Source organism: Rhodococcus sp. ACS1 (genome assembly GCF_002300155.1).
Classification (GTDB): Bacteria; Actinomycetota; Actinomycetes; order Mycobacteriales; family Mycobacteriaceae; genus Rhodococcus_F; species Rhodococcus_F koreensis.
Map to the genome: position 1 here is coordinate 1 of NZ_NSDZ01000008.1, position 26478 is coordinate 26478.

The 26478-nt window shown below is 64.0% G+C and carries 15 protein-coding genes and 1 pseudogene; 5 read left to right on the plus strand and 11 right to left on the minus strand.

Going from position 1 to position 26478, the window contains the following annotated elements; genetic code table 11:
- A partial coding sequence (locus tag CJ179_RS34420; RefSeq protein WP_143548951.1) for a non-ribosomal peptide synthetase occupies nucleotides 1-2904 on the plus strand: 2904 nt, incomplete at its 5' end.
- Between the two features lie 562 nt (nucleotides 2905-3466).
- On the opposite strand, the gene CJ179_RS51610 is transcribed toward CJ179_RS34420, so the two are convergent.
- Nucleotides 3467-4129: a hypothetical protein gene (locus CJ179_RS51610; protein WP_174695043.1), complete on the minus strand. Its 663-nt coding sequence runs from the start codon at nucleotides 4127-4129 to the stop codon at nucleotides 3467-3469.
- A gap of 316 nt (nucleotides 4130-4445) precedes the next feature.
- On the minus strand, nucleotides 4446-5747 hold the full coding sequence (locus CJ179_RS34430; protein WP_073366336.1) for a VWA domain-containing protein: 1302 nt from the start codon (nucleotides 5745-5747) through the stop codon (nucleotides 4446-4448).
- 382 nt (nucleotides 5748-6129) lie between these two features.
- On the opposite strand from CJ179_RS34430, the gene CJ179_RS34435 reads away from it, so the two are divergent.
- The 4 genes and pseudogenes from CJ179_RS34435 to CJ179_RS53155 all read left to right on the plus strand — a co-directional run.
- On the plus strand, nucleotides 6130-6705 hold the full coding sequence (locus tag CJ179_RS34435) for a TerD family protein (RefSeq protein WP_073366337.1): 576 nt from the start codon (nucleotides 6130-6132) through the stop codon (nucleotides 6703-6705).
- Nucleotides 6706-6843: 138 nt separating this feature from the next.
- Entirely contained in the window at nucleotides 6844-7977 is a 1134-nt protein-coding gene (locus tag CJ179_RS34440) for a DUF475 domain-containing protein (protein WP_095864371.1), read from the plus strand.
- 27 nt (nucleotides 7978-8004) lie between these two features.
- Nucleotides 8005-8682, plus strand: a complete 678-nt coding sequence (locus CJ179_RS34445; RefSeq protein WP_095864372.1) for a tellurium resistance protein — start codon at nucleotides 8005-8007, stop codon at nucleotides 8680-8682.
- An 88-nt stretch (nucleotides 8683-8770) separates the two neighbouring features.
- Nucleotides 8771-8971 (plus strand): annotated as a pseudogene (locus tag CJ179_RS53155) (TerD family protein); the annotation flags it as partial.
- Nucleotides 8972-9061: 90 nt separating this feature from the next.
- On the opposite strand, the gene CJ179_RS53160 reads toward CJ179_RS53155, so the two are convergent.
- From CJ179_RS53160 to CJ179_RS50825, 9 genes are all read right to left on the minus strand, one after another.
- The gene (locus tag CJ179_RS53160; protein ID WP_240320158.1) at nucleotides 9062-9676 is read right to left on the minus strand and encodes a hypothetical protein; all 615 of its coding nucleotides are present in this window, start codon (nucleotides 9674-9676) and stop codon (nucleotides 9062-9064) included.
- Nucleotides 9677-9709: 33 nt separating this feature from the next.
- On the minus strand, nucleotides 9710-10867 hold the full coding sequence (locus CJ179_RS34455) for a hypothetical protein (protein ID WP_095864373.1): 1158 nt from the start codon (nucleotides 10865-10867) through the stop codon (nucleotides 9710-9712).
- Nucleotides 10864-11892, minus strand: coding sequence for a hypothetical protein (locus CJ179_RS34460; protein ID WP_095864374.1), 1029 nt, complete (start codon nucleotides 11890-11892; stop codon nucleotides 10864-10866). Before CJ179_RS34460 ends, CJ179_RS34455 begins: the two co-directional genes overlap by 4 nt.
- Before the next feature lie 67 nt (nucleotides 11893-11959).
- On the minus strand, nucleotides 11960-14734 hold the full coding sequence (locus CJ179_RS34465; protein ID WP_073366343.1) for a hypothetical protein: 2775 nt from the start codon (nucleotides 14732-14734) through the stop codon (nucleotides 11960-11962).
- Nucleotides 14731-17067: a hypothetical protein gene (locus tag CJ179_RS34470; RefSeq protein WP_083602267.1), complete on the minus strand. Its 2337-nt coding sequence runs from the start codon at nucleotides 17065-17067 to the stop codon at nucleotides 14731-14733. The genes CJ179_RS34465 and CJ179_RS34470 overlap by 4 nt, the downstream gene beginning before the upstream one ends.
- Nucleotide 17068: 1 nt before the next feature.
- Nucleotides 17069-19780, minus strand: a complete 2712-nt coding sequence (locus CJ179_RS34475) for a hypothetical protein (protein ID WP_073366344.1) — start codon at nucleotides 19778-19780, stop codon at nucleotides 17069-17071.
- Nucleotide 19781: 1 nt separating this feature from the next.
- Nucleotides 19782-23384 carry a tubulin-like doman-containing protein gene (locus CJ179_RS34480; RefSeq protein WP_073366345.1) on the minus strand — a complete coding sequence of 1201 codons (3603 nt, stop codon included), beginning with the start codon at nucleotides 23382-23384 and terminating at the stop codon, nucleotides 19782-19784.
- Nucleotides 23385-23436: 52 nt separating this feature from the next.
- Nucleotides 23437-26073 carry a VWA domain-containing protein gene (locus CJ179_RS34485; RefSeq protein ID WP_257015927.1) on the minus strand — a complete coding sequence of 879 codons (2637 nt, stop codon included), beginning with the start codon at nucleotides 26071-26073 and terminating at the stop codon, nucleotides 23437-23439.
- Between the two features lie 47 nt (nucleotides 26074-26120).
- Entirely contained in the window at nucleotides 26121-26420 is a 300-nt protein-coding gene (locus tag CJ179_RS50825; RefSeq protein ID WP_143049005.1) for a hypothetical protein, read from the minus strand.
- Between the last annotated feature and the right edge of the window lie 58 nt (nucleotides 26421-26478).

Consider the following 26478-nt stretch of genomic DNA (forward strand, 5'->3'; position numbering starts at 1 on the left):
GAGCACCCAGAGCTCGAACTGGAGGGACTGACCGCCCGCATCGAAGACATCGACCACGCCGCCACCCAGTTCGACCTCACGCTGACGGCAAGTGAACGCGTCGACCGCGATGGTGCCGCTCGCGGTCTGACCGCCGCGCTGACCTACGCACAGGACCTGTTCGACGAGGACACCGTGCGCGGGTTCGCCGACCGATTCATCCGACTCCTCGAGGCTGTCGTGGCCGACCCCGACCGCCCGGTCGGCGACCTCAACCTCCTCGACCCCACCGAAAAACAACTGATCCTCGAGGACTGGAACCACACCGAACATGCGCCAACCACCGACACCCTGGTGTCGGTGTTCAGCGCCCAGGCAGCCCGTACGCCCGACTCGGTGGCGGTGGTGGATGGGGACCTATGCCTGTCCTACACCGAGTTCAAAGCACGCGTCAACCGGCTCACCCGACACTTGATCACCCAAGGAGTGGGCCCGGAAACAATTGTGGCACTGAGGATGGCCCGCTCCATCGACTTCGTCGTCGGCGTCTACGCCACCCTCACCGCCGGTGGAGCCTATCTGCCCATCGACCCCGATCTCCCGGCCGAGCGCACAAACTTCATTCTCGCAGTGGCACAACCCACCTGCATTCTGACCACCACCCACGACGAGCAAGACGATCTGCCCGAACCGGTGCCGGTCGTCCACATCGACACCCTCGATCTGGCACCGATGTCCGCGGCGCCGGTGACCGATGCGGACCGTCGTGCACCGCTGCGCCCGCAGAACATGGCGTACGTGATGTTCACCTCGGGATCGACCGGCCGGCCGAAGGGCGTGGCCGTGGCGCACAGCGCCATCGTCAATCAGGTGCGGTGGGGGGTCGAGGCGTTCGATCACCGTGCGGGTGATCGTCTTCTGCAGAGCAACGCGGTGACCTTCGACGCGTCGACCCCCGACCTCTTCGCACCACTGCAGATCGGCGGCTGCGTGGTGTTGGCGAGCCCGGACGGCCAACGCGACCCCGACTACCTCGCCGAGCTCATCCGCACCCATGCGATTACCCACATGGCGTCGGTGCCGACGGTACTGACCGCCCTGATGGCCTGCCGGTCACCCGACGTTCTCCGCGGCGTGCGGGTGATCTACCTCGGCGGTGAAACACTGACCGGGCAGACGGTCGCGCGGTTGGCGGAGGTCAGTCCGGCGACGGTGTGGAACCAGTACGGGCCCACCGAAACCACCGTCAGCGTGATCTGCCACCGCTGCACCCAGCACGGGGAGGGAGTGGCTCCGATCGGTGCACCGCAGACCAACTGCCACGCCTACGTGCTGGATCATCGCTTGCATCCGGTACCGGTGGGGGTGGTGGGCGAGTTGTATGTGTCCGGAGTGCAGCTGGCGCGGGGGTACCTGGGACAGCCGGCGTTGACGGCAGAGCGGTTTGTAGCAAATCGGTTCGGCCCACCCGGCGAACGCATGTACCGCACCGGCGACCTCACCCGCTGGCACCCCGACGGCAACCTCGAATTCCTCGGCCGCCGCGACCACCAAATCAAACTCCGCGGCCACCGCATCGAACTCGGCGAAATCGAAACCACCCTCACCACCCACCCCGACATCACCCAAGCCGTCGCCGCGATACACCACGACCCCCACACCGGCGACCAACTCGTCGGCTACGTCGTCCCCCGCGACCACACCCCCCTCGACCCCACCGCGATCCGCGCCTTCGCCGCCCACCGCCTCCCCGACTACATGCTGCCCACCCCCATCACCATCCTCGACGCACTACCGCTGACCCCCAACGGCAAGATCGACCGCCGCGCACTCCCCGCACCCGTACCACCGACACCCCGGTTCCGGCCACCCGTCACCACCGAGCAGCGAATCGTCGCCGACATCTTCGCCGACATCCTCGGCCACGACCGCATCGGACTCGACGACGACTTCTTCACCCTGGGAGGCAACTCCCTCCTCGCCACACAGGTCACTGCGCGGCTGCGAGAGGCTCTCGGCGTCAACATCCAGGTATCGTGGATCTTCACTGATGCCACCGTGGCAGCGATCGCCGGTAGAGTCGAGGCGGTCTCCGGCGGGTCGACACCTATTGTGCCGACTTCGGCGTTCGACGTCCTGTTGCCGATCAGATCAGCCGGGGATTCCGACCCGATCTTTTGCATTCACCCAGCTAGCGGATTAGCTTGGTGTTACGCAGGTTTGGCGCCATACACCGAACCGGGACGGCGAATCTACGGGATCCAATCCCCCGAACTCGCCGAAGACGACCCGCATCCCCGTTCGATCGAGCAGTTGGCGGAGGAATACGTCCGGGTGATCCAGGCCGTGCAACCGCGCGGCCCATATCACCTGCTCGGCTGGTCATTGGGCGGAGTCATCGCCCACGCCGTAGCCACACGATTTCGCCTTCTCGGGAAGCAGGTCTCATTGCTGGCGATGTTGGACAGCCGGCTGCGCGAAGCGGAATCGACTGCAAACCAGGAATTCACTGTAGGAGACATCCTGGTCGAGCTAGCCGATCTGTTTGGATTCGGTGCTGAAGACTTCGATGCCGCGGAGGAAACCATATCGGCCGAACGAGCGACCGAACTGATTCATCTGCGGACTGGTGCATTCGAGTTTCTCCAGCCATCACACATGAAGCAGATCGTCGCATCCTTCAATGACGCGCCACGGCTGGTCGCCAATTACCACCCCCCCGTGTTCGACGGAGACGTGGTCTTCTTCGCCGCCGCAGCTGACGAGATTCACCGGGAAGTTGCCGAAAGTTGCTGGAAACCATATGTAACCGGTTCCATCGACTACTATCCCATCGATACCACGCATATTCGTATGACCACGCCGCGTGCATTGGCAGACATTGCACGAGGTCTCAACACCTACCTCGTCGACGCTGTCAGTTAGACGGTATGAGGCGCATGGGCTGGGGCTCACAACACTGCTCTACGACAACACCACCATTCAAGTCCGCTCCGACCGACGCACCGCCCAGCCCTATGGTCTCAACGGCGGCCACAGCGGTGCCCCGTCAGCAAACATCCTCAATCTCGGTGCCAATAACGAGGAACTGTTTCCGTCCAAACCACACCGCGCTGTCGGTGCCGGCGACCGGCACCGACAGGTCACAGCGGCGGCGGCTACGGTGACCCCCTCACCCGGGAGCCGCAACTCGTCCTCGACGACATCCTCGACGGCAAAGTCACGCCCGGGCGGGCACTGCACGACTGCGGAGTCGTTCTCGACGCATCAGCGACCACGGTGCTCGCCGAAGAGACCCGCGCCGAACGGACGAATCGCACCCAGTAAGTCCGGTGTCCGTGTTGTGGTGTCCTCGCGATACGGCACGGACAACACCCGCACGATCCACACCTCACCAGGCCCGTCCTAGAGATCGACAAGCACTCACGCGAAGTGCCTCATGGTAGATGGTCCCGACGAACCCCTGCCCCTCGCCGACCGTTCACCTTCACGGCTGGAGTTGCCAGACGAGATTTCCGGCGTAGCGTCCGTTCTGGGTGGGATTGCAGTACAGCGTTCGACCCTGAGAGTCGGCGGTGAACGCATCGGTGTCGAGGCAGTTACCTCCTGGATCGACCGGGAAGTGCGGATCGGTGGCGACAACACCCTCGTTTGTCGACCAGACGTATGCGTCGGTGAACTGGACGCGGACGCAGTGAACGGTGGTTCCGTCAGCGAGGACGCCGGTGGCACCTTCTTTCGATGAGCAGTAGTCGCCCAAATCAACCGTTGTCGAGTCAGATTCGGCCGCAGTCGGCGCAGGAACAGGGCTAAATTGCGGCGTTGACGTCGGAGCAGGCGTCCATGTGCCGCAGCCTTCGGATTCGAAGTACTGATCACTGGGTTTGATGGTGACGATGATCTTCGGCGAGTCGGTGAAGTCATTGGCAATGATGTCGTCGATCTCGCCGCTCGACCCCCTCAGTCGCGCCCAGTAGCAGCCGTATTCGTCGGTTTGTCCATTGCCGATGTATGTTCCGGGTGCGATGTCGATGCCGACGACTTGCGTACCGTCGCCGAAGGTAGTTGCGGGATTGGCGTGGGCCACCGCGGTACCGATTCCAATGATGGCGAGAGCTAGTGCAACGGTGCATGAAACCCTGCGAAACATGTACTTGATCTACCTTTGCTCACCGTTTGCGGACAGTTGTTGAATGGAAAAGTATCAGGGTTCGATCCTGTCCGCTCGCGCGGATGAGGAATAGCCAATCCCATGCACGCGAGTGGCCCGGAGGCGTCCGCCTTATGTCATTCACGTAAAATGACAGAACCGGAACGCCGTCATCCCTCCGCCGCCTGGGTTTTCAAAGTCCCGATTGAATACCCATGAAACACGGTGTCGTAGTGCCGGGGTTCCGTCACGAAAACTCAGCTGGGGTGTCCGCCGGGCCTTCCACACACTTGTGGCCAGTGGTTAGTGCGGGATGTCAGGCCACGATGCCGGCTCTGCGCGCGGCGCGGAGCCATTCGGGGAACTCGCTCAGCAACCGGCGATACAGCTCCGCATCGCTGATCTTCGAGATGTCGTCGACGCTAAAGAAGCCGGCGTTGTCGACCACCCGCCCTTTCAGGGTGTCGAGTTTTTCCAGAATCCCGTAGTCGGCGTGGCCAATTCCGACGAACTGCCAGAACGCGGGAAGGGCGGCGGCCCGCTTCATCAGTGCGGTGATCGGACCCTTCTTGTGGAATCCGCCATCGGTGAAGAACAGCACCAACGTCGGCATGGTTGACCCGGGTACGAGCGAAGACATGATCTCCTTCATGATCGGCAGCTCGTCGTTATAACCGCCGATCTCTGCGTAGTCGATCCCCCCGTGGGTGCCGTGAAGATGCAGATACGTCGCTGACCAGCTGTCGACCTCGTGGACCGCGATGTCGGGCAGGCGCGCGAAGCTGGCACCGTAGAGGTACGGTTCGAGCTTGCCGTCGTCGTCGACTTGCACAGCGACCGGGACCATCCGCTCGACCACCTGGTTGATGCGCTTACTCCGGTACTCGGCTTGCATGCTTCCGGTCTTGTCGATGACGAGCACCACGCGGGCACGCACCCCGGAGGCGCCCTTGTCGAGCAGAACCTTCGCGACCTCACGTTTGCGCAGGTCCAGCTTCTGCCGTTTGTCGAGCGAGAGCTTCGCTTCATCGGCCACCGTCCGGACGCCGAGTGGATCCGGCTGGTTCGACTGATGTGCCTGCGGGGTGACCTGCGGCGGCGCTTGTGTCGTTGGCCCATCCGAGATCTCGACGCCGTGGTGGTTGACGAGGGCATGCAGACCGGTGTCCCAGCCGGCGGATACGTTCCGGACCTTCCAGGTGTTGTTGCGGCGGTACACCTCGAGCAGGATCGCCGCTCGCTCCGTGGTCAAGCCGAGGGCTCGCGCGGTGACACGTTGACCGGTCGACTGCTCGACGGTGACGCCGAGGTTCGCTACTGCCGACAGGCTGCCCGCGGCGTTCTCGTCGAGCGCCACCGCGATCGACAGTTTCACGATGTTGGCGGGGACGGCGCGGAGGTCGATGGTGATGCGGTCGGCCGCGACCAGCCGCACTGCGCCCTCCGGCGATGACGGCTGGTTGAAGAAGATGAAGTCGTCGTCGGAGCGTACCCGCTGATCAGCGCCGAGTTGGAAGGCCAACAAGTCGATGGTGCCGCCCTGTTGGACGCCGGAGATGGACAGCGTCACGGGTCCGCCGTCCAGGGTCGTGTTTTCACCGCGGGCAAGCTCTGACATGAGATCCGGCCGGATGGCCGATTCCTTTCTGCTGGGACCAGGGAGCACGGTCTAACGGAGGTCTAACTACGGTGTGGCGGGCGCGGATGGAAGCGACTTCATGAGGTGGGAAGTCACTGTTGGTAACGCTCGGTCATCTGCAAGATATACAGACAACGTGAATGTGTTCTGGTAGCACTGAAACCGAGCCCGAACGAGGCAGATGTCCGCTCGTCTGGGTAAGTCCGGCAACCGATCACGCGCTGATAGTACGTGCTCGGCTACCAGACGGTGACCTCCTCTCACGTGTCCGAATCCTCACGATCTATGGTGAGCGTGCTCGGACACTCGAGCGGGGTCGCCAAATGAAGCGCTCCCCCAATTCATGCGTGAAAGGATCCCCATGGGCGTCACTCTTGCCAAAGGCGGCAACGTTTCCCTCGACAAGCAGGCGCCGAACCTGACTGCAGTAGCGGTGGGACTCGGCTGGGATGCGCGGTCCACCACCGGCGCCGACTTCGACCTGGACGCGAGCGCGCTCGCAACCGGCGAAACCAAAAAGGTTCTGTCGGACGATCACTTCGTGTTCTACAACAACCTGCGCTCCCCCGACGGCTCGATCGAGCACACCGGCGACAACCTCACCGGCGACGGGGACGGCGACGACGAGGTCATCAACGTCGATCTGCAGGCCGTGCCGCCGAACGTCACCAACATCTTCTTCCCCGTCTCCATCCACGACGCAGTCACGCGGGGACAGAACTTCGGTCAGGTCACCAACGCCTACATCCGCGTCGTCGACCGCGCCACCGGCAGCGAACTGGTCCGCTACGACCTGTCCGAGGACGCGTCCAGCGAGACCGCGATGACCTTCGGTGAGCTCTACCGGCACAACGGTGAGTGGAAGTTCCGAGCCATCGGCCAGGGCTACGCGTCCGGGCTGGCCGGTATCGCCCGCGACTACGGCGTCAACGTCTGACAATCGTCCCCCAACGGACGCTGGTCACCTCACTGCCCAAACCACTGCCGGTGGGCTCACGTGCCTCACGTGAGCCCACCCCAGTGCTTTTCCCTGCAGTAACCACCCTGCATGCCCACTAGAGAAAGGCCACGCTTCGTGGTTCTGCGAATATTCGGCTGGTCCTTCGCGGTCACGATCATTGCGTTGATCGTCGCCGCCATCTACGGCGGACCCCAAGCCGTCATGCTCGTCGTGATCCTCTCGATCCTCGAGATTTCACTGTCCTTCGACAACGCCGTCATCAACGCCACCGTGCTCCGCCGCATGAGCGAGTTCTGGCAGAAGATCTTCCTCACCGTCGGCATCGTCATCGCGGTGTTCGGCATGCGACTGGTCTTCCCCCTCGTCATCGTCTGGCTCGCCTCCGGCCTCGGCCCCGCCGCCGCCCTCGACCTGGCCCTCAACCCGCCCGCCGACGGCGCCGCGTACTTCCCCGACGGCAGCGCCAGCTACGAAACCCTGCTCACCGACGCGCACCCGCAGATCGCGGCATTCGGCGGCATGTTCCTGCTCATGCTGTTCCTCGGCTTCATCCTGGAAGAGCGCGAGATCACCTGGCTGTCCTGGCTGGAGAAGCCCCTCGCCCGCATCGGCAAACTCGACCAACTCGAGGTCGTCATCGCCGGCGCCCTGCTGCTGATCACCGCCGCCTACATCGCCCCCGACGACACGATCTCCACCGTGATGATCGCCGGCGTCCTCGGCATGATCACCTACATCGCCGTCAACGGACTCGGTGAACTGTTCAACACCGAAGAGGGTGACGAAGACTCCGAGACCACCACATCTTCCGGACCCACCCAACTCGCGAAGGCCACCGGCAAGGCCGGGTTCTTCCTGTTCCTCTACCTCGAGGTCCTCGACGCGTCGTTCTCCTTCGACGGTGTGATCGGCGCCTTCGCGATCACGTCCGACCCGATCATCATCGCCCTCGGCCTCGGCTTCGTCGGCGCGATGTTCGTCCGTTCCATCACGGTGTTCCTGGTCCGCAAGGGCACCCTGTCGGACTACGTGTACCTCGAGCACGGCGCCCACTGGGCCATCGGCGCACTGGCCGTCATCCTGCTGGTGTCCATCGGCTACCACGTCAACGAGAACATCACCGGACTCGTCGGTGTCGCCCTCATCGGCGCCGCGTTCATCTCCAGCATCATCCGCAACCGTCGCAACCCCGAGCCGATCGCGGTTGACGACCACGACGACCAGGCCGAGTCGGTCCCCGTCGGCTGACCCCGACCCCGAGATCAAGGAGCCACCATGGCGATCGACTACACCAGACCCTCCACCGGGGCACCACAGGGCGGTGTGAACCTGAGCAAGGTCACGCTGTCAAAGACGGCTCCGACCGTCAGCCTCGCCAAAGCAGGCGAGCAGCAGGGCGCCATGCGGGTCAACCTGAACTGGTCCACGGGCGCACCGCAGCCGAAGAAGGGCTTCTTCGCAAAGCTGGCGGCCGCGGCCGCGCCGGCGGGCGGAGTCGATCTCGACCTCGGCTGCCTGTACGAACTCGCCGACGGCTCGAAAGGTGTTGTCCAGGCACTGGGCAACAGCTTCGGCGCCATCAACGCCCACCCGTTCATCCAACTCGACGGCGACGACCGCACCGGCACCAACGTCGGCGGCGAGAACATGCATATCAACCTCGCCCGCCCGGAAATGTTCCGGCGAATCCTGGTGTTCGCGATGATCTACGAAGGCGCACCGAACTGGGCGGCCGTCGACGGTGTCGTCACCCTCTACCCCACCTCGGGTCCCCAGGTTGAGGTGCGGTTGGACTCACCGAACAACAACGCACCGATCTGCGCCATCGCGATGGTTCAGAACACCGGCCGCGAAATCACCGTCACCCGCGAAGTCCGGTACATCAACGGCAGCCAAGACGAACTCGACAGCGCCTACGGGTGGGGCCTGAACTGGACCCCCGGGAGCAAGTAGCGCCTCCGGACACCGGCAGAAAAAACAGCGGGTGCCGTGGACAGTCACACTGCCCACGGCACCCGCCCTGCGGTTCGAGAGGAACACCATGCAACTGCGCAAGGGACAGAACCGTGCACTCGCCGCGTCCAGTGCCACAGTGACCTGCAGGTGGAGACCCATCCCGGACGCCGACGCCGACCTGTCCGCTCTCCTACTCACCGCGGGAAAGCTCCGCAGTGACGCCGACTTCGTGTTCTACAACCAACCACACTCCCGCGACGGTGCAATCCGCCCCGAAGGAAAACGGGAGACCGGCGGCCTGATCGAAGACCGGACTTCCTGCTCACCATGGCGACAGCATCGCGCTCCTTACTTCACCAGCGACGTACTGGGTCCCTTAGCCGACACCCCACTGGTGGGCGGGCACGATTCTGCGCTGCGCCTCAGCGTATTCGCAGTAGCGACGAGAGGCGGGAACCCAGAGCGCCGCCATCGCCACGATTCCGCTGAGTACGGTCACCACCACGATGGGGCCACCGAGGAGACCGAACAATGAAATGACCGCAAGGACGGTGCCCACGATTCTGGGCCACGGCCGACCTCTGAACACGGCAACCCCGAAGGCGGCGTAACTGGCGGCGAAGATCACTGGCATCCCGACGACAACCCACATCAGTCCGGTCGCGGTCCCCTCGACATAACCACCCCCGGCTTCGGCTGCCCTACCGGTCGTGTCGAACGAGAGAAGCGTGTTCGTTCTCCTCTGGACCTGGAGGATCGACACAACTTCGACCACACCGGAAACCACGCTGAGCACGGACGCCAGCAGCAGAGTACCGAACGCGATGTAGATCGAAGGCGGCTTGGCCACCCTCGGCGCGGGTGTGGTCACCGCCGACGCAATCGAATGGAGGAACGGGTTGTCGCCGGGATGAAACGCCCCATTCGTCGCCGTCTCCGGCGCTCGACCCGCGCCGCCCCCAACGAACCAGGGATCATCAGGTTGATTCAATGTCAGAACTCCTCGCTGAAATCGTCCCGCCCCTTATAGGACCCCGTGCTCGGAGAGCACCCATCGGACCGGATCCAGGCAACGGAACGGCGAGATGCCGTTCTGGTGCAGCCTTTCGCCGACCGGGGACGCACCGAGAGCGGAGACTGCGAAGAACCTGTTCCGGTACTGCTGACCAGTGACCGGGTTCTCCATCGACTGCAGCATCGGACCAGCGTCCAATTTCTGCAGCAGGCTCCGCACCTCCTCATGCAGCAGCTGACCGTCCTCGTCCGCATACGGGGCCTGATCGAGGCTCGGATCGCGAGAAAACGCCGCACCTGCATTGGACATGATCTGACTCCACTGACCACCCTGGACTTCCTCCAAGGCTTGAAGTGCATCGAACTTCGACAGAACCACGGCAACCCGAGGAGTTCCGTAGCCCAACATGTTCATCACGGTGCGCAGCACGACCTTCGGATCGCCGCCGCGATTCGCTTGCACCGGAACCAGATCGCGAAGCTGATCGCCGATCTCCTCCACCCGCAGCGGATCGAACAGGAACAGAATGGCATCGGCGACCTGAAAAAACTGCCAAGAATGACCGTCCGTGTTGCCCGACTCCAAGTCTTCGCCCGCGACATCCCGGATCACAAGGAACCGTCGCACCTCATTCCACACGCCAAGGCTGAAGATCAGTGGCTCACGCTGATACGAATCTCCGGTATTCGACGACGGTGTCGACACCAGGATCCCGCGCTCCTCGAACAGCGGGTTCTCATAGTTCTTCCGGTAGTTGTAGTCCGTTTCCGGGGTTGCCGGCTCGACAGCTCTGTTCATCCGCTCGGCCAGAAGCTGCAACTGCTTGATCATCACCGCGATGTAGACGGTCTTCCCGGTCGCCCGCGCTCCGGCCATCGCGATGCACGTCGCTTGCCCCCATCTCCAGTGCGGCGGAAGGACGTAATGGCAAATAGGGCAGATCTCTACCGCGGCGCCGCCGAGCTGAGTCTCCGGGAAGTTCGGCGGAGGTGTCCAGTCCGGTGCGGCGTCGGCGGGCTTTTGAAGATCACAGGTCTTGCCTCCAACCACCGGAGATCCCGTGAACGCCGTCGCACGTTCATCCGGTTCGGTTCGCTGAGGGGCCGCTTCCGTCCACGCGAACCACTCGTGGGTGAGAGTGTTGAAACACCGTGGGCACTTCGTCATGACACTGTTCCTGGCAGGCGGCCATGAACATGTGCCAGGGGCCGCAAAAGGGCCTCGACGACCTGGTCGACGATCTCCGGATCTCCGAGCAGAAACTCGGACGTGCCGACCCCGTTCGGCGACGGCGGTACCACTGCGCCGACAAAATCAGGGGAGGACAGCGCGGCACGAGAGGGCGATGCGACAACGGTGACCGCGAGGGGATGGTCACTCCCACGGGCGGCGCCCGAGGCTGAATCCGTGACGAACAAGGTCATTCGACGCACGCCCGACACCGGCGCCACAGTGGTAACCGAAGGGTCGAAGCCGACACCGAACTTCGACGTCAGCAGAGCCTCTTGTGTGCGCGCGGCCAGTTCGGTCACGTCGGCCGCAGGCAAACCGGCACTTCGATGCCCGATCAGCGATACCCGCGGCGCCTCGTCCGCGGACACCACCGATGAGATGCCGGCGACGATGTCCATGATTGCGTGGACGCTGCCGTTCCGAACAGATCCGAGCATCGAGAGACTGGTGTCGATGCGCACGTCAATTCCGGTCTGACGCTCGTCGGGGACCTGGTCCACCCCTAGGACGGCGCGGGCGGCGGCGCGGGCTCGGGAGGCCAGGGGTCCCAATGGCACTTCCGGGTCTTCGAGCCGGGTAGTGACCGCAAGCCGGTCACCGTCCGGGCCGATGGTAGCGAGCTCGAGGTAGCTGAGCCCGGACACGTCACGTGCCGTCAACTGCGCCCGATCGGGATCCGGGTCCTGTGCGCTGTCGACAGCGACGGAGACATGGATCGTCGTGCCGGTCGGGAACGTCGATCGCCCCTCACCCGGCAGAGCCACGATCAACGTTTCATGCTGCACGCGCGGCAGAATCAACAGCACCGGGCTGTGCACGATGGCGCCCGCGTCAGCGTTTCCATCCCTGCGGGCGGCAAGCGCAGCCGAACCCGGCTCCCCCACCACGGCCATCGACACGGCGAGTGGGCGGCGCGGGAGGTACGCCCGGCTCTTGCCATCCAGAACGTGGGTCACCATGAGGTTGGTTCCTCTCGCTGAGCTGTCGGCCTGTTCGCGCGTCTGCCGCACACGCTGCGGCGGATCGTCAATGGATCCATGTGTTCTGCCTTTCCGTGGATCCGATTCCAAATTCCCGGAGCCATTGCGCCGCGACGGGCTCATAGCCGCGAATGGTTTCCTCACCGCGGGCGGCGGACATGTTCCGCACGTCGGGCCAGATGGCGTCGCGGATGTCGGAGGTGGTGCGGGGCCCGGCGTATCTGCCGCTCTGCACCAGACTCTCCGCAACGTCGTCCAACCACAACGGCCCATGCGGTTGCCCGTGTGGATTCGTTCCGAGCACACCGATGAAAGTCGAATCGTCTGTCTGAGCGGATGTGTGTGCGAGGGAAATCAAGATGGCCTGCGCAACGACCCAGTCGATGTCGAGAGCACCGCCTGCCACGAGTTCGGTGACGGCAGGAACGATGTCAAACACATGGGTCTCGAACAGTGACTCGAAGCGCAGAGGGCTTGATTCACCGGCATCCGCCGCCCAAGGAACGCCCATGGACTGGGCAGCGACGATGAGCACACACACATTGACCGCAAGATCGACTGGCACCGACTCCTCGTTCAGGAGACTGCATTCGGGGATCAGCACCTCGGCATGGTTGTGCACCAGCTCTTCCAACGCGGTCTGATCAATCACACTCCACTCTCGGATCCCACGAATCGACGCAGCGGCGACTGCGACGCAATCCGCGCCGCAAACCGACGACTGCACACGTAGGACGCTATCGTGCTGTGCACCAAGATAATTGATTAGATCGACCAGGTCGGAGTCGTACTCACACCGCAGCAACGAATCCGCCGCCACACCGGGCGGAACACGATCACCGAACTCATCGAACAGCACCAAGATCTCCGTGACGGTCAGCGACGCAGCTCGGGTGAGTTCCACCAGTTCCGCGTGCACATCCGCATCGGTCCGCTGATCTGCCTGAAGTAGGTGACGAACAGCCAATTTCGCATACGGGAGAACCTGCTCTCGATCCTCGACGGTGCCGTTGTCAGAGACGAGGACCGAATGAACGTACTCGGCAAACAACATGCTCTCGACGTTGCCGGTACCTGCAACCTCCGGTCCGGACGCCTCTCGCGGGAACAGCCACCGAAGTACGGGGCCGCTCAGCCGGCGCCCGAAATCGCCGGAAGCCATGTTGGGCGCCGCCTCGACCACGGGGCGCACCACATTCCCCAGAGTGGACCCCGAAAGCTCTCCGACACGCGCGACGAACGCGTCCCCGAACACGTCATCGAACAACACATCTAGACGAGCGCGCTCGAGCACCTCGGACAGCATGTCCTGCACCTCGGCAGTGACTGGACTCGAAGCCATCGTCAACATCGCCAGGTCGGCGACCCGCAGCGCACGAAACAGTAACTCTTCGGACCCGCGCTCATCGATGTCAGGGCGCCGAGCGGACTCCAGCAGACCCTTGACGGCGGTGTCGATCGCAACTCGGACCTCATCGGAAACCCGCGGAACCAGCTGCGGCGGAACCACCGGCGGGACGGTAGGTCCAAACAGCCAATCCTCGTCCTCGAGAGCACGTTCAACATAATGAACCGCGGCCATCGAGGCATACGCATTCCGCACATCCAACTGCATCAGCAGACGCCACGCCTCTGCAGCCCGTCCTGGTGCCGCCGAACCATAGATTTCACGCACTTGCTCGAGCAGCCTGGGGGTGTCATGCACATGGGTGGGCGAATCCTCGAGGATGACCTTGATGGCCTCCTGGTGACCATCGCTCACCTCTTCTGTGGACGCCACGGCCATCGCCAGCGGCCACATCGGCGACAACCCGATATCGCCGACCTCATGGGCGAGATCGTCCTGCTGGGTCAGCACCTGCTCGGCGGTACCCGCATCGATCAGGATCGACTGCGCAAGCATTGACCACGGTGTGACCGCGACCGTCGTAAGCCCGTCCTTGGTGACATGCGGTTCAGAACCGAGCAGTCCCAGGCTCGGTTCCTCGTACTCGTCGATCACCACGTACGAAGGATCCGTCTTTAACCCGTCCCGGTCCGATACCGGCACCGCAATCAGATGCAGGCCCCGCCGGACACCTTCGGCAACGGAATGCGCCTTGTCGTGGGTGGACCACGCAAACCGCCGAGCGGAACCAGGTGACATGAAGTAACTCACGGCACCGATCCACATCACCGCGGTATCCGCATCGCTTACCGTCAGCACCACCGACGGACCACCGGCCATCGCCCCGGCAACCGCATCGAGAAGGACCTGGAAAAGTCCGACGCGGAATACCGCGGGATCGTCCAGAAACTCGAGCACCCGCGCCCGCGTGACCGGCCCGTCCGGCACCGGCGATCGCGCGCCCTCGAGCGACGACTCCAACACCGCCCTGGCCCCGTACGGCGTCAGCCACCCCGACCACTTCCACAGCTCGACGGGTCGCAGCGACGACGTCGACGCATCAAGTTCCCGATCCAGAACCACGTGCGCGAACACGTTGCCCGGGCGCCCGGATCCATCCAATCCGGCATCGACCGTGTGCCAATACGCGGCACCACCTTCGGCCGCCGCATACATCAACCGGGCGGGCCGCCCGTCGATATCCGCCGGAGTCGGGAACCGGGGCAGCGGCGGCTCGAGGTCGAATCGAGTGGAAATCCACGCCGTCAGAGCCGAACGCTCACGGTCGGAAAGCTCACCCGCGGTGCTCTTGACCTGCCACCCGCCTCCAGAACCGGACCCATCATCGAACGAGGTGTACGTCAGCTCGCCGAACCGACTCCCAGGAGCGACGACCTGTGGATACTCGGTCGGCTCGGGCAGAACAGAGCTCATGCCGACGACCTCGAACCCGGCTCCAGCCTCAGCGTGGAAATCGCCGGGTCGAGCATGGCGAATCTCCTGGCACCGAACTGGGCACGATTGGAGTCGACGAACAGACGCACGTACCCCGCGTGACCACCCACGTCAGCCTTCCAGCCGGTGTCAGCCCAGCCCCTCGACAATCGGGGCAGAACGCACTGCATCACCGGCCGATCTTCGCCGGCACCTCGCAGCGGCACACTATTGCCGTCGCGGGAGCTGAGCGGCAACCGATCCCGATTGAACACCAGCACGAGCGGCGGAGGCGACTCCACATCCTCCGCACAATACAAATGGATGGAGACCCACGACGACGCGCCGGGATTGTCGTCGCGCCGCAGGCCGTACGCCATCCGCACCAACCCGTTGTACTCGATCGACGTGACCGTTCCCGTGATCTGTTCACCGCGGGAGAACGCAATCGGCACGAGGTGCACCGAGCATCCGCCGGCGGGAAGGGTCGACCGAATCGACATTCCTCCGTCTCGCCGGTACTGGCGCGCAGAGATCTCATCAGCATCGGCACTGGTGGAAACCTGATCGAACGGCAGCCCCATCGGTCCGATGTAGGCGAGGACCGCCGCCGCCGACTTGGGCCAGCCAAAGGTGACGATCTGCTTGTTGCACCGCTCGATGATCCGCGCATTACTGACCGGCGCGATGGGCCGCGTCTGGACTGTCGTGGCGCCGACACGTGCGGTGCCGTTCAGCAGGGTGACGGGAGTCAGATACGCGCGATCCCACCCGCTCGGCCACGGAACACCGACCATCCGCGATGTGCGGCCCTCCCCCGCCACTGCGGGGTGCGCCAGCCGGGTCTCATCGGTGAGCCCCTGCGGGTCGAGAGAAGCCTCGGGCACGTCCGAATCCTGCAATCCCGCGTCCGGCGGAGACTCCGTTCGGTAGATGACGACGCGACCGGCCGACGGATCTGTCCAAACGAGGTCGAAATACGGGATGTCGCCGACGTCCTCGGACTGCACCGTCAGATCATTGACCGACTCCAGCACCACCGACACCAGAATTTCACCCTGCGCGGGCTGCGATAGCCGTGTGCCACCGTTGACGACAACCTCGGACATCGCCCGGTAGAGGTAGCGGGCGCCGCGCTCGACCTCACGGTCCACGAAACCTGTGAGATTCGGTTGCCCGGAACAGATTTCGTTACGGGGGTCATGAACCACCGGCGATCCGGCGCCCAACGGTATCCGGTGGATCCGCACGGCCTGGGTGCCCGACCAGACGTTCCATTGGCCGATCACCCGGCCTTCGTCCTCAGTGAGAACGAAATCAGTAACAGGGCTGACGATCTCGCCCTGCGCGATCAACACTGGTTGCCGTTTACGTGCATCGTCGACGTCCGCTCCGGCGTGACACCAGATCTGCAGATTACGCACGGCTGACGCGAAGAAGCGCCCGTCATCCCACGTGGTGTCGAGCGTGACACCGACGAGGTCACCGGCTTCGGGCTTATGCGGCACCGAGCCTTCACCCGACACGATCCGGTACAGGGTGACCGCGGTCTGGGACGCGTGCGGTGTCCAGGAGAGCGTGTACCCGTCCACGGTCTTCGTGAATTTCAGTCCGGTCGGGACGACGTCGGTCTCGCCGTATTCATATTCGCAGAAGTCCGCGGTGACGAGCTGATCCAACAGTCCTACAGTTCCGGTCTCACCCGGCGGCACTTGCACCGCAGGCTCCGGCCTGGAACCCGCAGCCGAAGCGGGCTTCTCGCTGGACGGCTGCTCGTCGACGGGCTCCGCAAACGAGGCGAGAATTGCTGCGATCTCTTCGGCAAGTGCAGTCGCAGGACCCCTCAGTTGTCGTCGAACCTGCTCGACTGAGGTGTGGCCGTACTTGATCAGATTGTGAAATGTGGCGTCTTTGATGGTCTCCGCGTACTCCACGCCGTTCGCAATCTGCTGCGCACGCCACGCGAACAGGGCGTCGATCGGCGTGAGAACCGGTTCCGACTCCGGGACAGGCTCGGGTGCGGGCGTGGGGGCGGGAGCAGTGACGGGGGCTTGCCGGCGAACAGGCCCACTCGCGGGGATCAGAAGGTCGTCCGGGAGGTGGCGGACGACCTCGAGAGGGTCCATGCCGAACTTGATCTGATGCAGGATGTGCACGATCGTGTCGGCCCAGTCGACCGCCGCGGCGGACGGCGACTCGGACCTCCATGCGTCCTGGCTGGCTGCTATCCGCCGAATCTCGTCCTCGGTGGGCACATCGAAGCCAAGAGCACCAGCGGGACGGGACCATGCCAGCAGTGCGGTCTCTCGTCGGGCCTGCTTGTCGCTTGCCATGTCAGAACCTGAAGCCCTCTTCTGCCCGTGGTGGTTCAAAGCTGTCGACCGCGGGTGTTCCGGACGGTGCGCGGCCACCAGCGTGCGCTGTCGGGAACACCGGCACATCCCACTGGTCTACGTGCGTGTCTGACCCGGTGGTCGGTGCGAACTGAAGGTTGTCGACGGACAACCCATCGCTGAACTGTGTAACGACACTGACGGATCCGATGCCGGCGTAGGTACGAGTACGCACGTCATCCTTCACGGCGGTGAGTCCCCCGGTGGTCGCCGAATCGGTCAACACCCCTCGATCGAAATGGTCCGCCCTTCCACCCGGGCGTTCCTCCCCCACACCCGCCATGAAGTCCTCGATCGACGTCGACCTCGTCAGCCCGTCGACCTCCACATCGACAGTGCCCACCAGCGAACGAACCAACTCCGACTTCGGACCGAGGAGATTGGCGCGGGCCTTGTCCCACATCAATGCAGCGCCGGTGGACGTCACCGTCCCGTCGAACAGCGTCGACGACCACCGCTCGAGCGGCGAACCCGATCCACTACCTGCTTCCGACCACAGCATCCCAGGGTTCGCAGCGATGTCGCGGCCTTCAATCCCGAGCGACGTGCCCGCATTGCCGAGGATCCGCTCCCACGATGAGGTCAACCATCCCATATTGAACAGGTCCTGCCGCAAGTACTCGGCCGCAGTCGACACCTCCTCGGAGTGCGGCGACGCGTACCCGATCGCGGTGCTCTTCGGCAGACCCCATGCGATGCGTCCGTCGTGCGAGGGGCGTACTTCATCCGGTCCCAAGGGCTCGGCGAGGAACGCGCCGAGCGCTCGGCTCCACACCAAGTACTGGCTGTACGCGCCGGCAAGACGATCGAGGTCACGCAACCCACTGCGAAGATTGGCTTGGTCCACCTCGAGATCGGCGACCCCCTTCTTACGTTTGTTCAACTGCTGGAACAGCTCTTGCTGGCTACGCATGAAGACGATCACCAACCCGACGAGCCACAGCACGATCGCCGCCACAATCACCAGCGCTCCACGCCACCACACCAACCAGTCCTGGGCGATGGCCACCGCCGACGCCGCGATGACAATCACCAGCAGGACGAACGTGATCTGCGCCCACCGCGCAAGAGTCGTATGCCGCCGGCTCCCCTCCACCGGCTCCTCACCAGCTGCCCGCAGCCTGGCCAGCAGCTCCCGGACCTCTTGGAACGTAGCGTGGAACTGTCCTGCGATTCGCTGCCCCACCACGACACCGAAACTGTTGGCGCCCCGTCGTTGCCACTCATCGAGTGCGGCACCAGTACGCCGGGCCTCCAGACCGATGTTGGGGTCCTGATCCAAAGTCCCGAGCTTGTTCCGGAGCTCACGAATACCCAGACTGTCGGTGGCATCGACGCTGTGGGTTCCCACCGTCGCCGCCACGATGCCCGGGATCTGGTCGAACCTCTCGGACGGACCCGGCACCGCATCGGATGCTCGTCGGAGGATTCCCCGACTGGCCCCCACTTGCACGGGAGGAAGATCCGCCGATCGCGCGCCTGCATCCGCGAGCGTCAAAGATGCGCGGCTGTAGTCCTGCCACAGATCGGACAGGTCCACCCGCGCCGAATGATGCTGTTCGTCACCAGGCGAATCCATGGTTCCACCGAGTTGCTCCGAGGCATAACCGATCTCGGACCAGCTCGCCAGATCACCTTGCGATGTCCGGCCCTTGACCACGACCTCGTAAGCAGACGGCGCAGCCCCGAACACCGTTGCGTGGACCGCATTCGCCACTCCCGTGGACACGCTGTTCACCACTCGCGCATACCATGCCGCCGGCGCATTTCGCAGTGCCGCCCACAGGAACGAGAAGAACATGCGCAGCGCTTCCCAGAAACCGACACGCTGCGAATCGATCACCTCGTAGGCCAACCGTGGGCCCCGAAGCACACTGGCGTGTTTGCGCCACAGAGCGTCCGCCATCGACCGGGTGGCCAGCGACACGTCGTTGATGTACGTCACCGGGGCACCGTTCTCCCGCGGCAGCGGGAAACCGCCCTCCTGCGCAAGGATCTTGCCTCGAAGCTCGTCCTCTGCCACCGACGTATCGAGCCGCCGATAGAACGACCGGGCAATGCGGACCAGGTGACCGGGAAGAACCGGCTTGTCATCGAGTGGAGCGTGCTCGACATCGCTCCACAGTCCGGTCACACCCGCCACAACCGGCGCCGCGAACCGCCCCAAATCCGCAGCTCCACTGGCAGGACCGAGTGCCACATGTCCCATGCCCGGACCACGCGCGTCCTCAGGCGCCACAAGCACGTTGTGCCAACCATCGAGCGCACACACCGCGCCCGCGGCCGGAGCACTACCCGGGCGCGCGAGAAGAAGCCGAACACGAACGACCCGGGCACCCCCAGACGTCGAGGTCGCCAACTCCGCGAAACGCCGCTCCACGGCTGTGTCCAGCGGTTCCTCGCCGCCGATCACCGGAACGAGAACACCGAGCCGAAGAACATCGATCCGCTGCGCGGACACGACCTCCTGCAGCGTCGTGTCAAACTCACACCCCCGCTCGACCCGCACCGCCTCGACCGGGTTCCTGGCCGCCCCGTCACCGTCGATCCAGATGAACGGTTCGATCAACCGTGCAGCAGACAAATCCTTCAGGACATCCTTGACCCCCTCCGCGATGCCGCGGGGCGCCAGGAACACGGTCAGTTCGGACATGTCAGATCGCTCCTCGTTGGGGGATCTCGAATGCGTCACCAGATGCCGGCCAACTCGATGTGGGCGGCTGCGGCACCCCACTGTCCACACCCACCTTCGGGCGCAACGCAGCCAACGCACACTCGTCGACCAGAGAAATCAGCTTTCCTGTCGCCCAGAACACATCGGGGGCGACGTCCCGGAAGATGGGCGTCTTCGATGCCTGAGCCCGCACCGTAATAGTGGAGAACACCCCACCACCGACAGCTCCCGCCTCTCCGACCGCGCCGCCCGACCCAGGCGGCATGTAGTGCCGACCCGCGAACTCCCGCGACTCCTCCAGCGACAACTTCACCCGCCCGGCCCGTTCCTGCACCGTCACCGATTCGCCGGTCTCCGGGACACTCGATCCCACACCCGTATTCGTCGCACCCGTGCGGAGCCACTCGGTCAGATGCGTGGCCGCCGACAGTCCGAAGATGCCGCTGACCTCGTCCTCCGCCGACCCGTCATAGATTCGCCGCAGTGCCCGGTACGGCAACATCGACGACATCACCGGCGGTTCGTGCGACTGGGCCATCGCCAACAGCACCGATTCGAGGACCGCGGGCAGCCAGTCGTAGTCCGCCGAAAACTCCGACGGCGGTGTCAACAGCGGGTTCGGGAACTCGAGCCACCGCCCGGCCTCCTCATCCCAGATCCGGGCCGGTTCCACGAACGGCGCCTGGGGCAGATGAATGCGGCCGACGATCTGACCGAGAATCCACCCGGCCACCAGCGCCCGACGCTCAGCAACATGCATGGGCAGGGACGCAGCCAGAGGACGAGCCCGCCGCATCGTCCAGAACGCCTTCCGCTGGGACGGCGACGACTCGAGCCATTGGCGCGCCGCCGGCTCGAGGACTGAGTTGTACGCCAACGGAGAATAGTTGGGATACGACCCGAAGATGTCGATCCGCTTGATCTGCTTCTCGTCACTCAGCGCATTCCTGAGGACATCTTTCGTCTTCTCATCGATCCGCGAACCCTCGTCGAGGGCGGCGAGAAGGTCATCACCCACTCGCAACCCGCGGAACGGCACGGACGAGAACTTAAACCGGTACTCCATCTGGCGATCGCCGTGAATAGCCTGCAACGCCTGCTCATTCACACTGGCCAACGGTTTCGCGAGCGAGATCGCCTGCCCGAACTTCGAGACCACATCCCGGTGCCGGCCCGAGAGTTCCGACTCCGCAGCACCCACACCGGTGACGAACTCCTGCAACGACACCGAACAAAACTTATCGAACGACTCACCCGTCCGCGCCACATACCAACGAGCACGCGAGAGCAACTCAGCGGGCCGAGTGTGCACGTCATACTTGGACGGTGACGAGATGATCGACTCCCCGGTCCCGGGATCAGTCGGGAACACCCGAGATCGCCACGTGGCGGTCCGTTCGACGAGCGGCAACTCCTCCCCCGGCGCCCGCGTCCCATCAAGGGTCTGCCACTGCCCCGTGATCACCTGAGCGGCCGCACGGACCACCGCCTCGCCGAACCCGCGTTGATCGACGCTCTGCAGACCCACCGACGCAGGCAAATCGAGCTCGTACCGCTGCTTGAAATCAGCAGAGCTCGTCAACATCACCTCGTTGTTCGCTTCCGCGAACCGACTCGGCACCCGCTCATCGCTGTCCGACGGCCACGCCGCATACTGCGTGGTCTGCAGTCGCGCCAGACCGAGATCACGAGTCTGTTCCAACGACGCCTGACGCAGGAGCGTGTGCGACTCGTTCAATGCAGCGATCAGCGGATCGAAAACCTCCGCCACCATCGCACCCGCCGCAGCACTCAGATGCGCCGACAACGTCGCGTAGATCTGCCGCTCCACCGTCCTACGCGCCCCCTCAATGACGCTCTGAACAATCTCATTGGCGTTGGCGATGTTGCCCCGCAAAGCCGCCAAAGTGGTCCGCACATCCTCCGGCGGAGCGGCGATATCCTGCGGCGCGTACTTGCTGATGTCCTGCGTTGTCGTCAAGATGTCGTTCTGCATGTACTGCGACACCCGCTTGACCAACGCAGTCGCATACGGCAACCCGAGCTCAGCGATCGCCGCCGCGACGACACCCTCGAGCCTGCGCGCGAAGTCCAGATGCCACCGGTAGGCCCACGAGTACGCGGCGCTCTGCGCGCCCGACAGCAACGCGGCACGTCGAACACTCAAAGCGCGGTTCACCTCGGGAACCCAACTCGACGCATTCAGACCGTTACCCGACGGGATGTAGTCACGCAGCTCGCCGTCCACCACCTGCGCCGACAAACCAAGGGCGTCGCTCGACGGAAGGACCGTAGAGGTCACCCAGTTGCCGATATCCAACGGCAAATTCGAACCCGTCGACACCGCCGGCAGACCCAGCCTCCCGCGGATATTGCCCCACTGATTGTCGAGAATCGCACCCGCCTGCTCATCTTCCGACGCCGGATTCCCGATCTGCACATGCCCCCGCAGCAACTTATCCGCGCTGCTCCGCGCCAATCGCTGGGCCGAGTACTCCGCGTACCGGTCGCGGCCCATACTCAGACTCGCGAACCCGAAAGTTCCCCACGGCAACGGATCCCAGATCTCGTTACCCCAACCCAGAAACTCCCGACTGCCGGGCAGGCCACCACCGTTGGTCAAGTCCCACTCGACGAACTGCTGCGTTGCCGACTTGCTCATCATCAACGCCGACAGCCCACGCCCAAGCCCTCGATACACCGCATTCGGGGTGCCGTCTCCGAACAAGGTCCGTTCCGCCCCGACGTACCGGCCCACCGGGAACACCCGCGCAAACGGAATCAGTTCACCTTCACCGTTCTGCTGACCCAGAGCCCGCAGAATCGACACATCGTGCTCCCGAGCAGACCCAGTCTGGCTGGCCACGATCTCCCCGAGCATCGCCAGGGCATTCGCACGCACTCCGGTGGTCGCCGACGCATCCAGCCCATCGAAGATGTCCGGTGCCACCATGAAGACACCCATCAGACGTGGATCGACACCCGGAATCAAGGTCAGGAGTCGGCAGATGTCAAGAGCCATCGACGCGCCGGCCCCGCCAGCCATCGACGACACCACCAGAACCACTGGACGCTCGGCCGAATCGTACTTCCCCGCACCGGGGACATCGAGATCACGCATCTCGGCCTCGGTCTCGACGAGAAACAACTTCTCCCAGGCACGTTGAAGAGATTCACGAACCGTGACAGCCCGACTCAGCGTGATCATCCGGCCCAGGGCGCGGAACTGACCCGCTCCCGTACTGAGCGGCGTGTGCACAGTGGCAGGATTCCGCGGAGCCCACGTCGCGATCGCGTCCAGCTTCTGCTTACCCGCGAACTGCTGACTCATCGCGTTATCGAGAACGTTGTAGCTGTCACTCTGCGGACCGGTACCCACGTACTGGCCGCCCTGGTCACGCACATTCCCCATACCGTCCGGACCCTGCGACGGGGCGGTCGGGACATCGAGATGGATGAACTGCCAACCAGCCGGAATATCGTTCACGCCATGCGCAGCCAGGTCCGACCGTAGCTGATCCATCATGTAGGCCAGCGTGGCTCCACCCGAACCACCGCAACCGACGACGAGAAATCGCCTCATCCGTCACCCTCCACCTTGTTGTCGATCCAGGTTGTCGTTGTCGCCGGTGCCGTCATCGATTGCTTCCACCACGAAAGGGATCGAACGGGTCGGACGGAGCCGCGCCCGGATATCCCGGAAGCGGGGACGAACCCTGCGGAGTTCCACCGAACGGATCGAACGAATCCGCAGGAGGACCCGAAGCTGGCGCGCCAGGCGAACCCGATGCCGGTGTCGCACGCGCGCGCAGATCCGAGAGCACGCCGGGCAACCGACTGCGCATGTCGTCGACCAACCCACTCCGTACCGTTGGCCCTGCATCGTCTCCGACGAGGAGGACCACGGTGGCGGCATCGAACGGACCCGCCGGGTCGTGGAGCACGAACCAGGTGTTGTGCACGGCCAGAGGCAACCTCGCATGTGGTCGCGGCCCGGACGTCGACGGAGAGGATCCGGATGCCCCGGCTCGCACACCGGACTCAACCACCACGAACCCGGCACCGACGGGCGAGCGACCAACGCGAGTCCTCAACACGAGGCCGCCGATGTCGAGCTGCCGCGCCGGCGAATCGAGCCCCCGAACCACCTCGATGAGATCTCGATCGGTAAGCGCGAACGGCCTCCCATCGCGAAGAACGGTGCTCCCCGACACGGTGACGGGGAACTGCTGCGCCTTGAGCGTGCGCGCCGGTATGCGCGAAGTGAACCACTTCCCGCCGTACAACAGCAGCAGCGGAATTCCCGGGCCGAGCAGCAGTGCCACGATCAGCGCAAGAATGAAGTTGCCCTTATCCAACGGCTTTTCAAGCGCTGCGGTGAAGGGCACGTCGACGGCAAGCGCTCGATCCAGCTCACCTGCAGGCGCAACCATCAACGTGACTAACCCATTGACGACACCGTTGACCGAGTTCGGAACTGACAAAGACACAGGAATCGACCCGGTCTGTCCTTCTTCGACCTGCACACATTCGGCGGCAGCGGCGATCGAGGAGGCGACAGTAATGCTGCCGGCCCCATCCGGCGACGCCAGCACCGACGCCGGAGGTGAACCGGGAAGCCACACACACCCGGGCCCGGCAACAGGCACATCAGCACCAAATTGTCCGGAACCTTGGAGCGTGCCGAAGTCGATCTTCGAGGGCAGCGTGGGATAACCGATGGGCGGAGCAATCGCGAGCGGAATATCCACCGACTGCGGCGCCAGCGGCGTACCGGGTTCGGTCTGCCCCGACACCGTCAACGCATCAGCCGTGGTGACATCCAACGTGAGGCGAAGTGTCGCTCGACCCGCCGGCACATCGGTGAGGTCGAGGGCCACCGGCTGGTCGATGCCATCCTTCGGAATGCCAGCCGCAACTGTGCGCTGTTGACCATCCTGTCCGATCAGGACCACCGACAGAGAAGCCCTACCAAGCAACGATTCCGGATCGATTTCGGAGCGCGCGGAATCGACGATCGCAAGGTCCACCGGCACCGACGGCTCGCCGCTGTGAATGGCGACGGTGTGCTGCCCCTTCCACGCCGGGAAAAGATTGCCCGAGATGTGGATGTTCGACTTAGACCGCGCAGACGACGAGCCGGCAGGGTCGACAAAGACCAAGGACCACAATCCCTGCCACTGCGGCGCCGACGCATTCGACATCTCGATCGAAATTGTCCGGGCCGACTGCCACCGGTAGTCGATGTTGACGCCACCGACATCGGTTCGCCCCTCCTGACTGGTGTCCGGCAAAGGAACCTGATCGCCGAGCGGCGAAACCAGGGTGGGAACCAAACCCTCCATATCGGCGGACCCGAGCACCGCGACGCCGCCGATCGACCGGTCCAACACGAAACGGTGCTTACCCTCCTCACACCCGCTCTGAGCGCAGACCCCAGCCTCCCGGCTCAACGGTGACTGCCCCGGAGTGCTGAACGCATCGAAAGCGAACAACAACTCATCGATGTTCTGCGCCAGGAAGAAGTCGCCCGGGCTCGGCGACGAGATCGCCCCACATGTCGTGGCACCCGACGGCTCACCCGTCGCGATCGACCTCATCACGTCGAAATCTGCAGGCGACGCCGTCCCCGCGGCGAGACCAATACCGAAAAGTACGACACCGGACGAACGCAATTGGTCGGCGACGCCACCGGGGCGGCAGATCGATTCCGTCGCGGTCCCCACCACCTGATCTACCCCGGCCTGAGAGTCGAGGGATGTGTCCGGAGCATAGGGTTTGCGTGTATCCCCGCGTGACGTGAAATCGATCTTTCCATCCGAGAACCACGCGACGGCCTGACACGACCCAGCTCCCTCGACGCCCGCGGTGCGGGCAGCAAGGGTCTCGCGCGCCCCGTCCAAAGCCAACCAGTAATCGGTATCAATACCCTGGTTCCGAGCGCGGAATCCGTCCAGCGCCTCGTTGATGGCAGGCAACGTCCCGCCGTCGAGCGCAGTCCAGTCAAGGTCGACCGAATACGTATCGGCGAACCCTGCGACGGCGACATTCAAATCGACGCCGGACGACTTCTCGAATGCGGCAAGCTGTCCAACCAGGTACTCAGCCGATGTAACCCGCGCCGCACCAGGGTCGGACGTCTGCAAACTGGAAGATTCGTCGATCATCACCAGCAAGTCGCCAGAACGCTGAGACGCCAGACAAGCACCGAAGTCGGTAACCGCGGAGCCCGATGGAGCAGCAGCGGCTGTCAACGGATTGACAAAACCCACGCTAGCAGCGCTAGCGAGGAGCACAGCCGTCACCCGCGTCGAAATCCTCACAGCCGGCCCACCCAATTCGCAACTCGCAACGCGCCGACGACGATTCCTACTCCTGCCACCGCCAGCACACCCCAATACGCAGCAGTGATCCATGTCGGCTGCATGTACACCGGGAGAGCCCGACGTTTCGTGTCCAGCAACGTGAAGGCCGACAACACCCCGATCGCGCCCGGGCCAGCCAGAGCCCAGCCAGTAAGGGCCAGCGGACCAGAACCACCTGCCAGGACACCGAGCACAACACCAAGTACGGCGACCGCTCCGGCGACCGCGAGGAGCCCGGTAGGCGGGGTCGCCACCGCCAGACCACGTCCACCACCGGAGGCACTGGGACCCGCGCCACCAGCGCTGGGTGTG

Bases quoted from the DNA above. Each gene is read 5' to 3' on its own strand.
- CJ179_RS51610 (WP_174695043.1), bottom strand. From the start codon at position 4,129: ATGTTTCGCAGGGTTTCATGCACCGTTGCACTAGCTCTCGCCATCATT.
- CJ179_RS34430 (WP_073366336.1), bottom strand. From the start codon at position 5,747: ATGTCAGAGCTTGCCCGCGGTGAAAACACGACCCTGGACGGCGGACCC.
- CJ179_RS34435 (WP_073366337.1), top strand. From the start codon at position 6,130: ATGGGCGTCACTCTTGCCAAAGGCGGCAACGTTTCCCTCGACAAGCAG.
- CJ179_RS34445 (WP_095864372.1), top strand. From the start codon at position 8,005: ATGGCGATCGACTACACCAGACCCTCCACCGGGGCACCACAGGGCGGT.
- CJ179_RS34455 (WP_095864373.1), bottom strand. From the start codon at position 10,867: ATGACGAAGTGCCCACGGTGTTTCAACACTCTCACCCACGAGTGGTTC.
- CJ179_RS34460 (WP_095864374.1), bottom strand. From the start codon at position 11,892: ATGGTGACCCACGTTCTGGATGGCAAGAGCCGGGCGTACCTCCCGCGC.
- CJ179_RS34465 (WP_073366343.1), bottom strand. From the start codon at position 14,734: ATGAGCTCTGTTCTGCCCGAGCCGACCGAGTATCCACAGGTCGTCGCT.
- CJ179_RS34470 (WP_083602267.1), bottom strand. From the start codon at position 17,067: ATGGCAAGCGACAAGCAGGCCCGACGAGAGACCGCACTGCTGGCATGG.
- CJ179_RS34475 (WP_073366344.1), bottom strand. From the start codon at position 19,780: ATGTCCGAACTGACCGTGTTCCTGGCGCCCCGCGGCATCGCGGAGGGG.
- CJ179_RS34480 (WP_073366345.1), bottom strand. From the start codon at position 23,384: ATGAGGCGATTTCTCGTCGTCGGTTGCGGTGGTTCGGGTGGAGCCACG.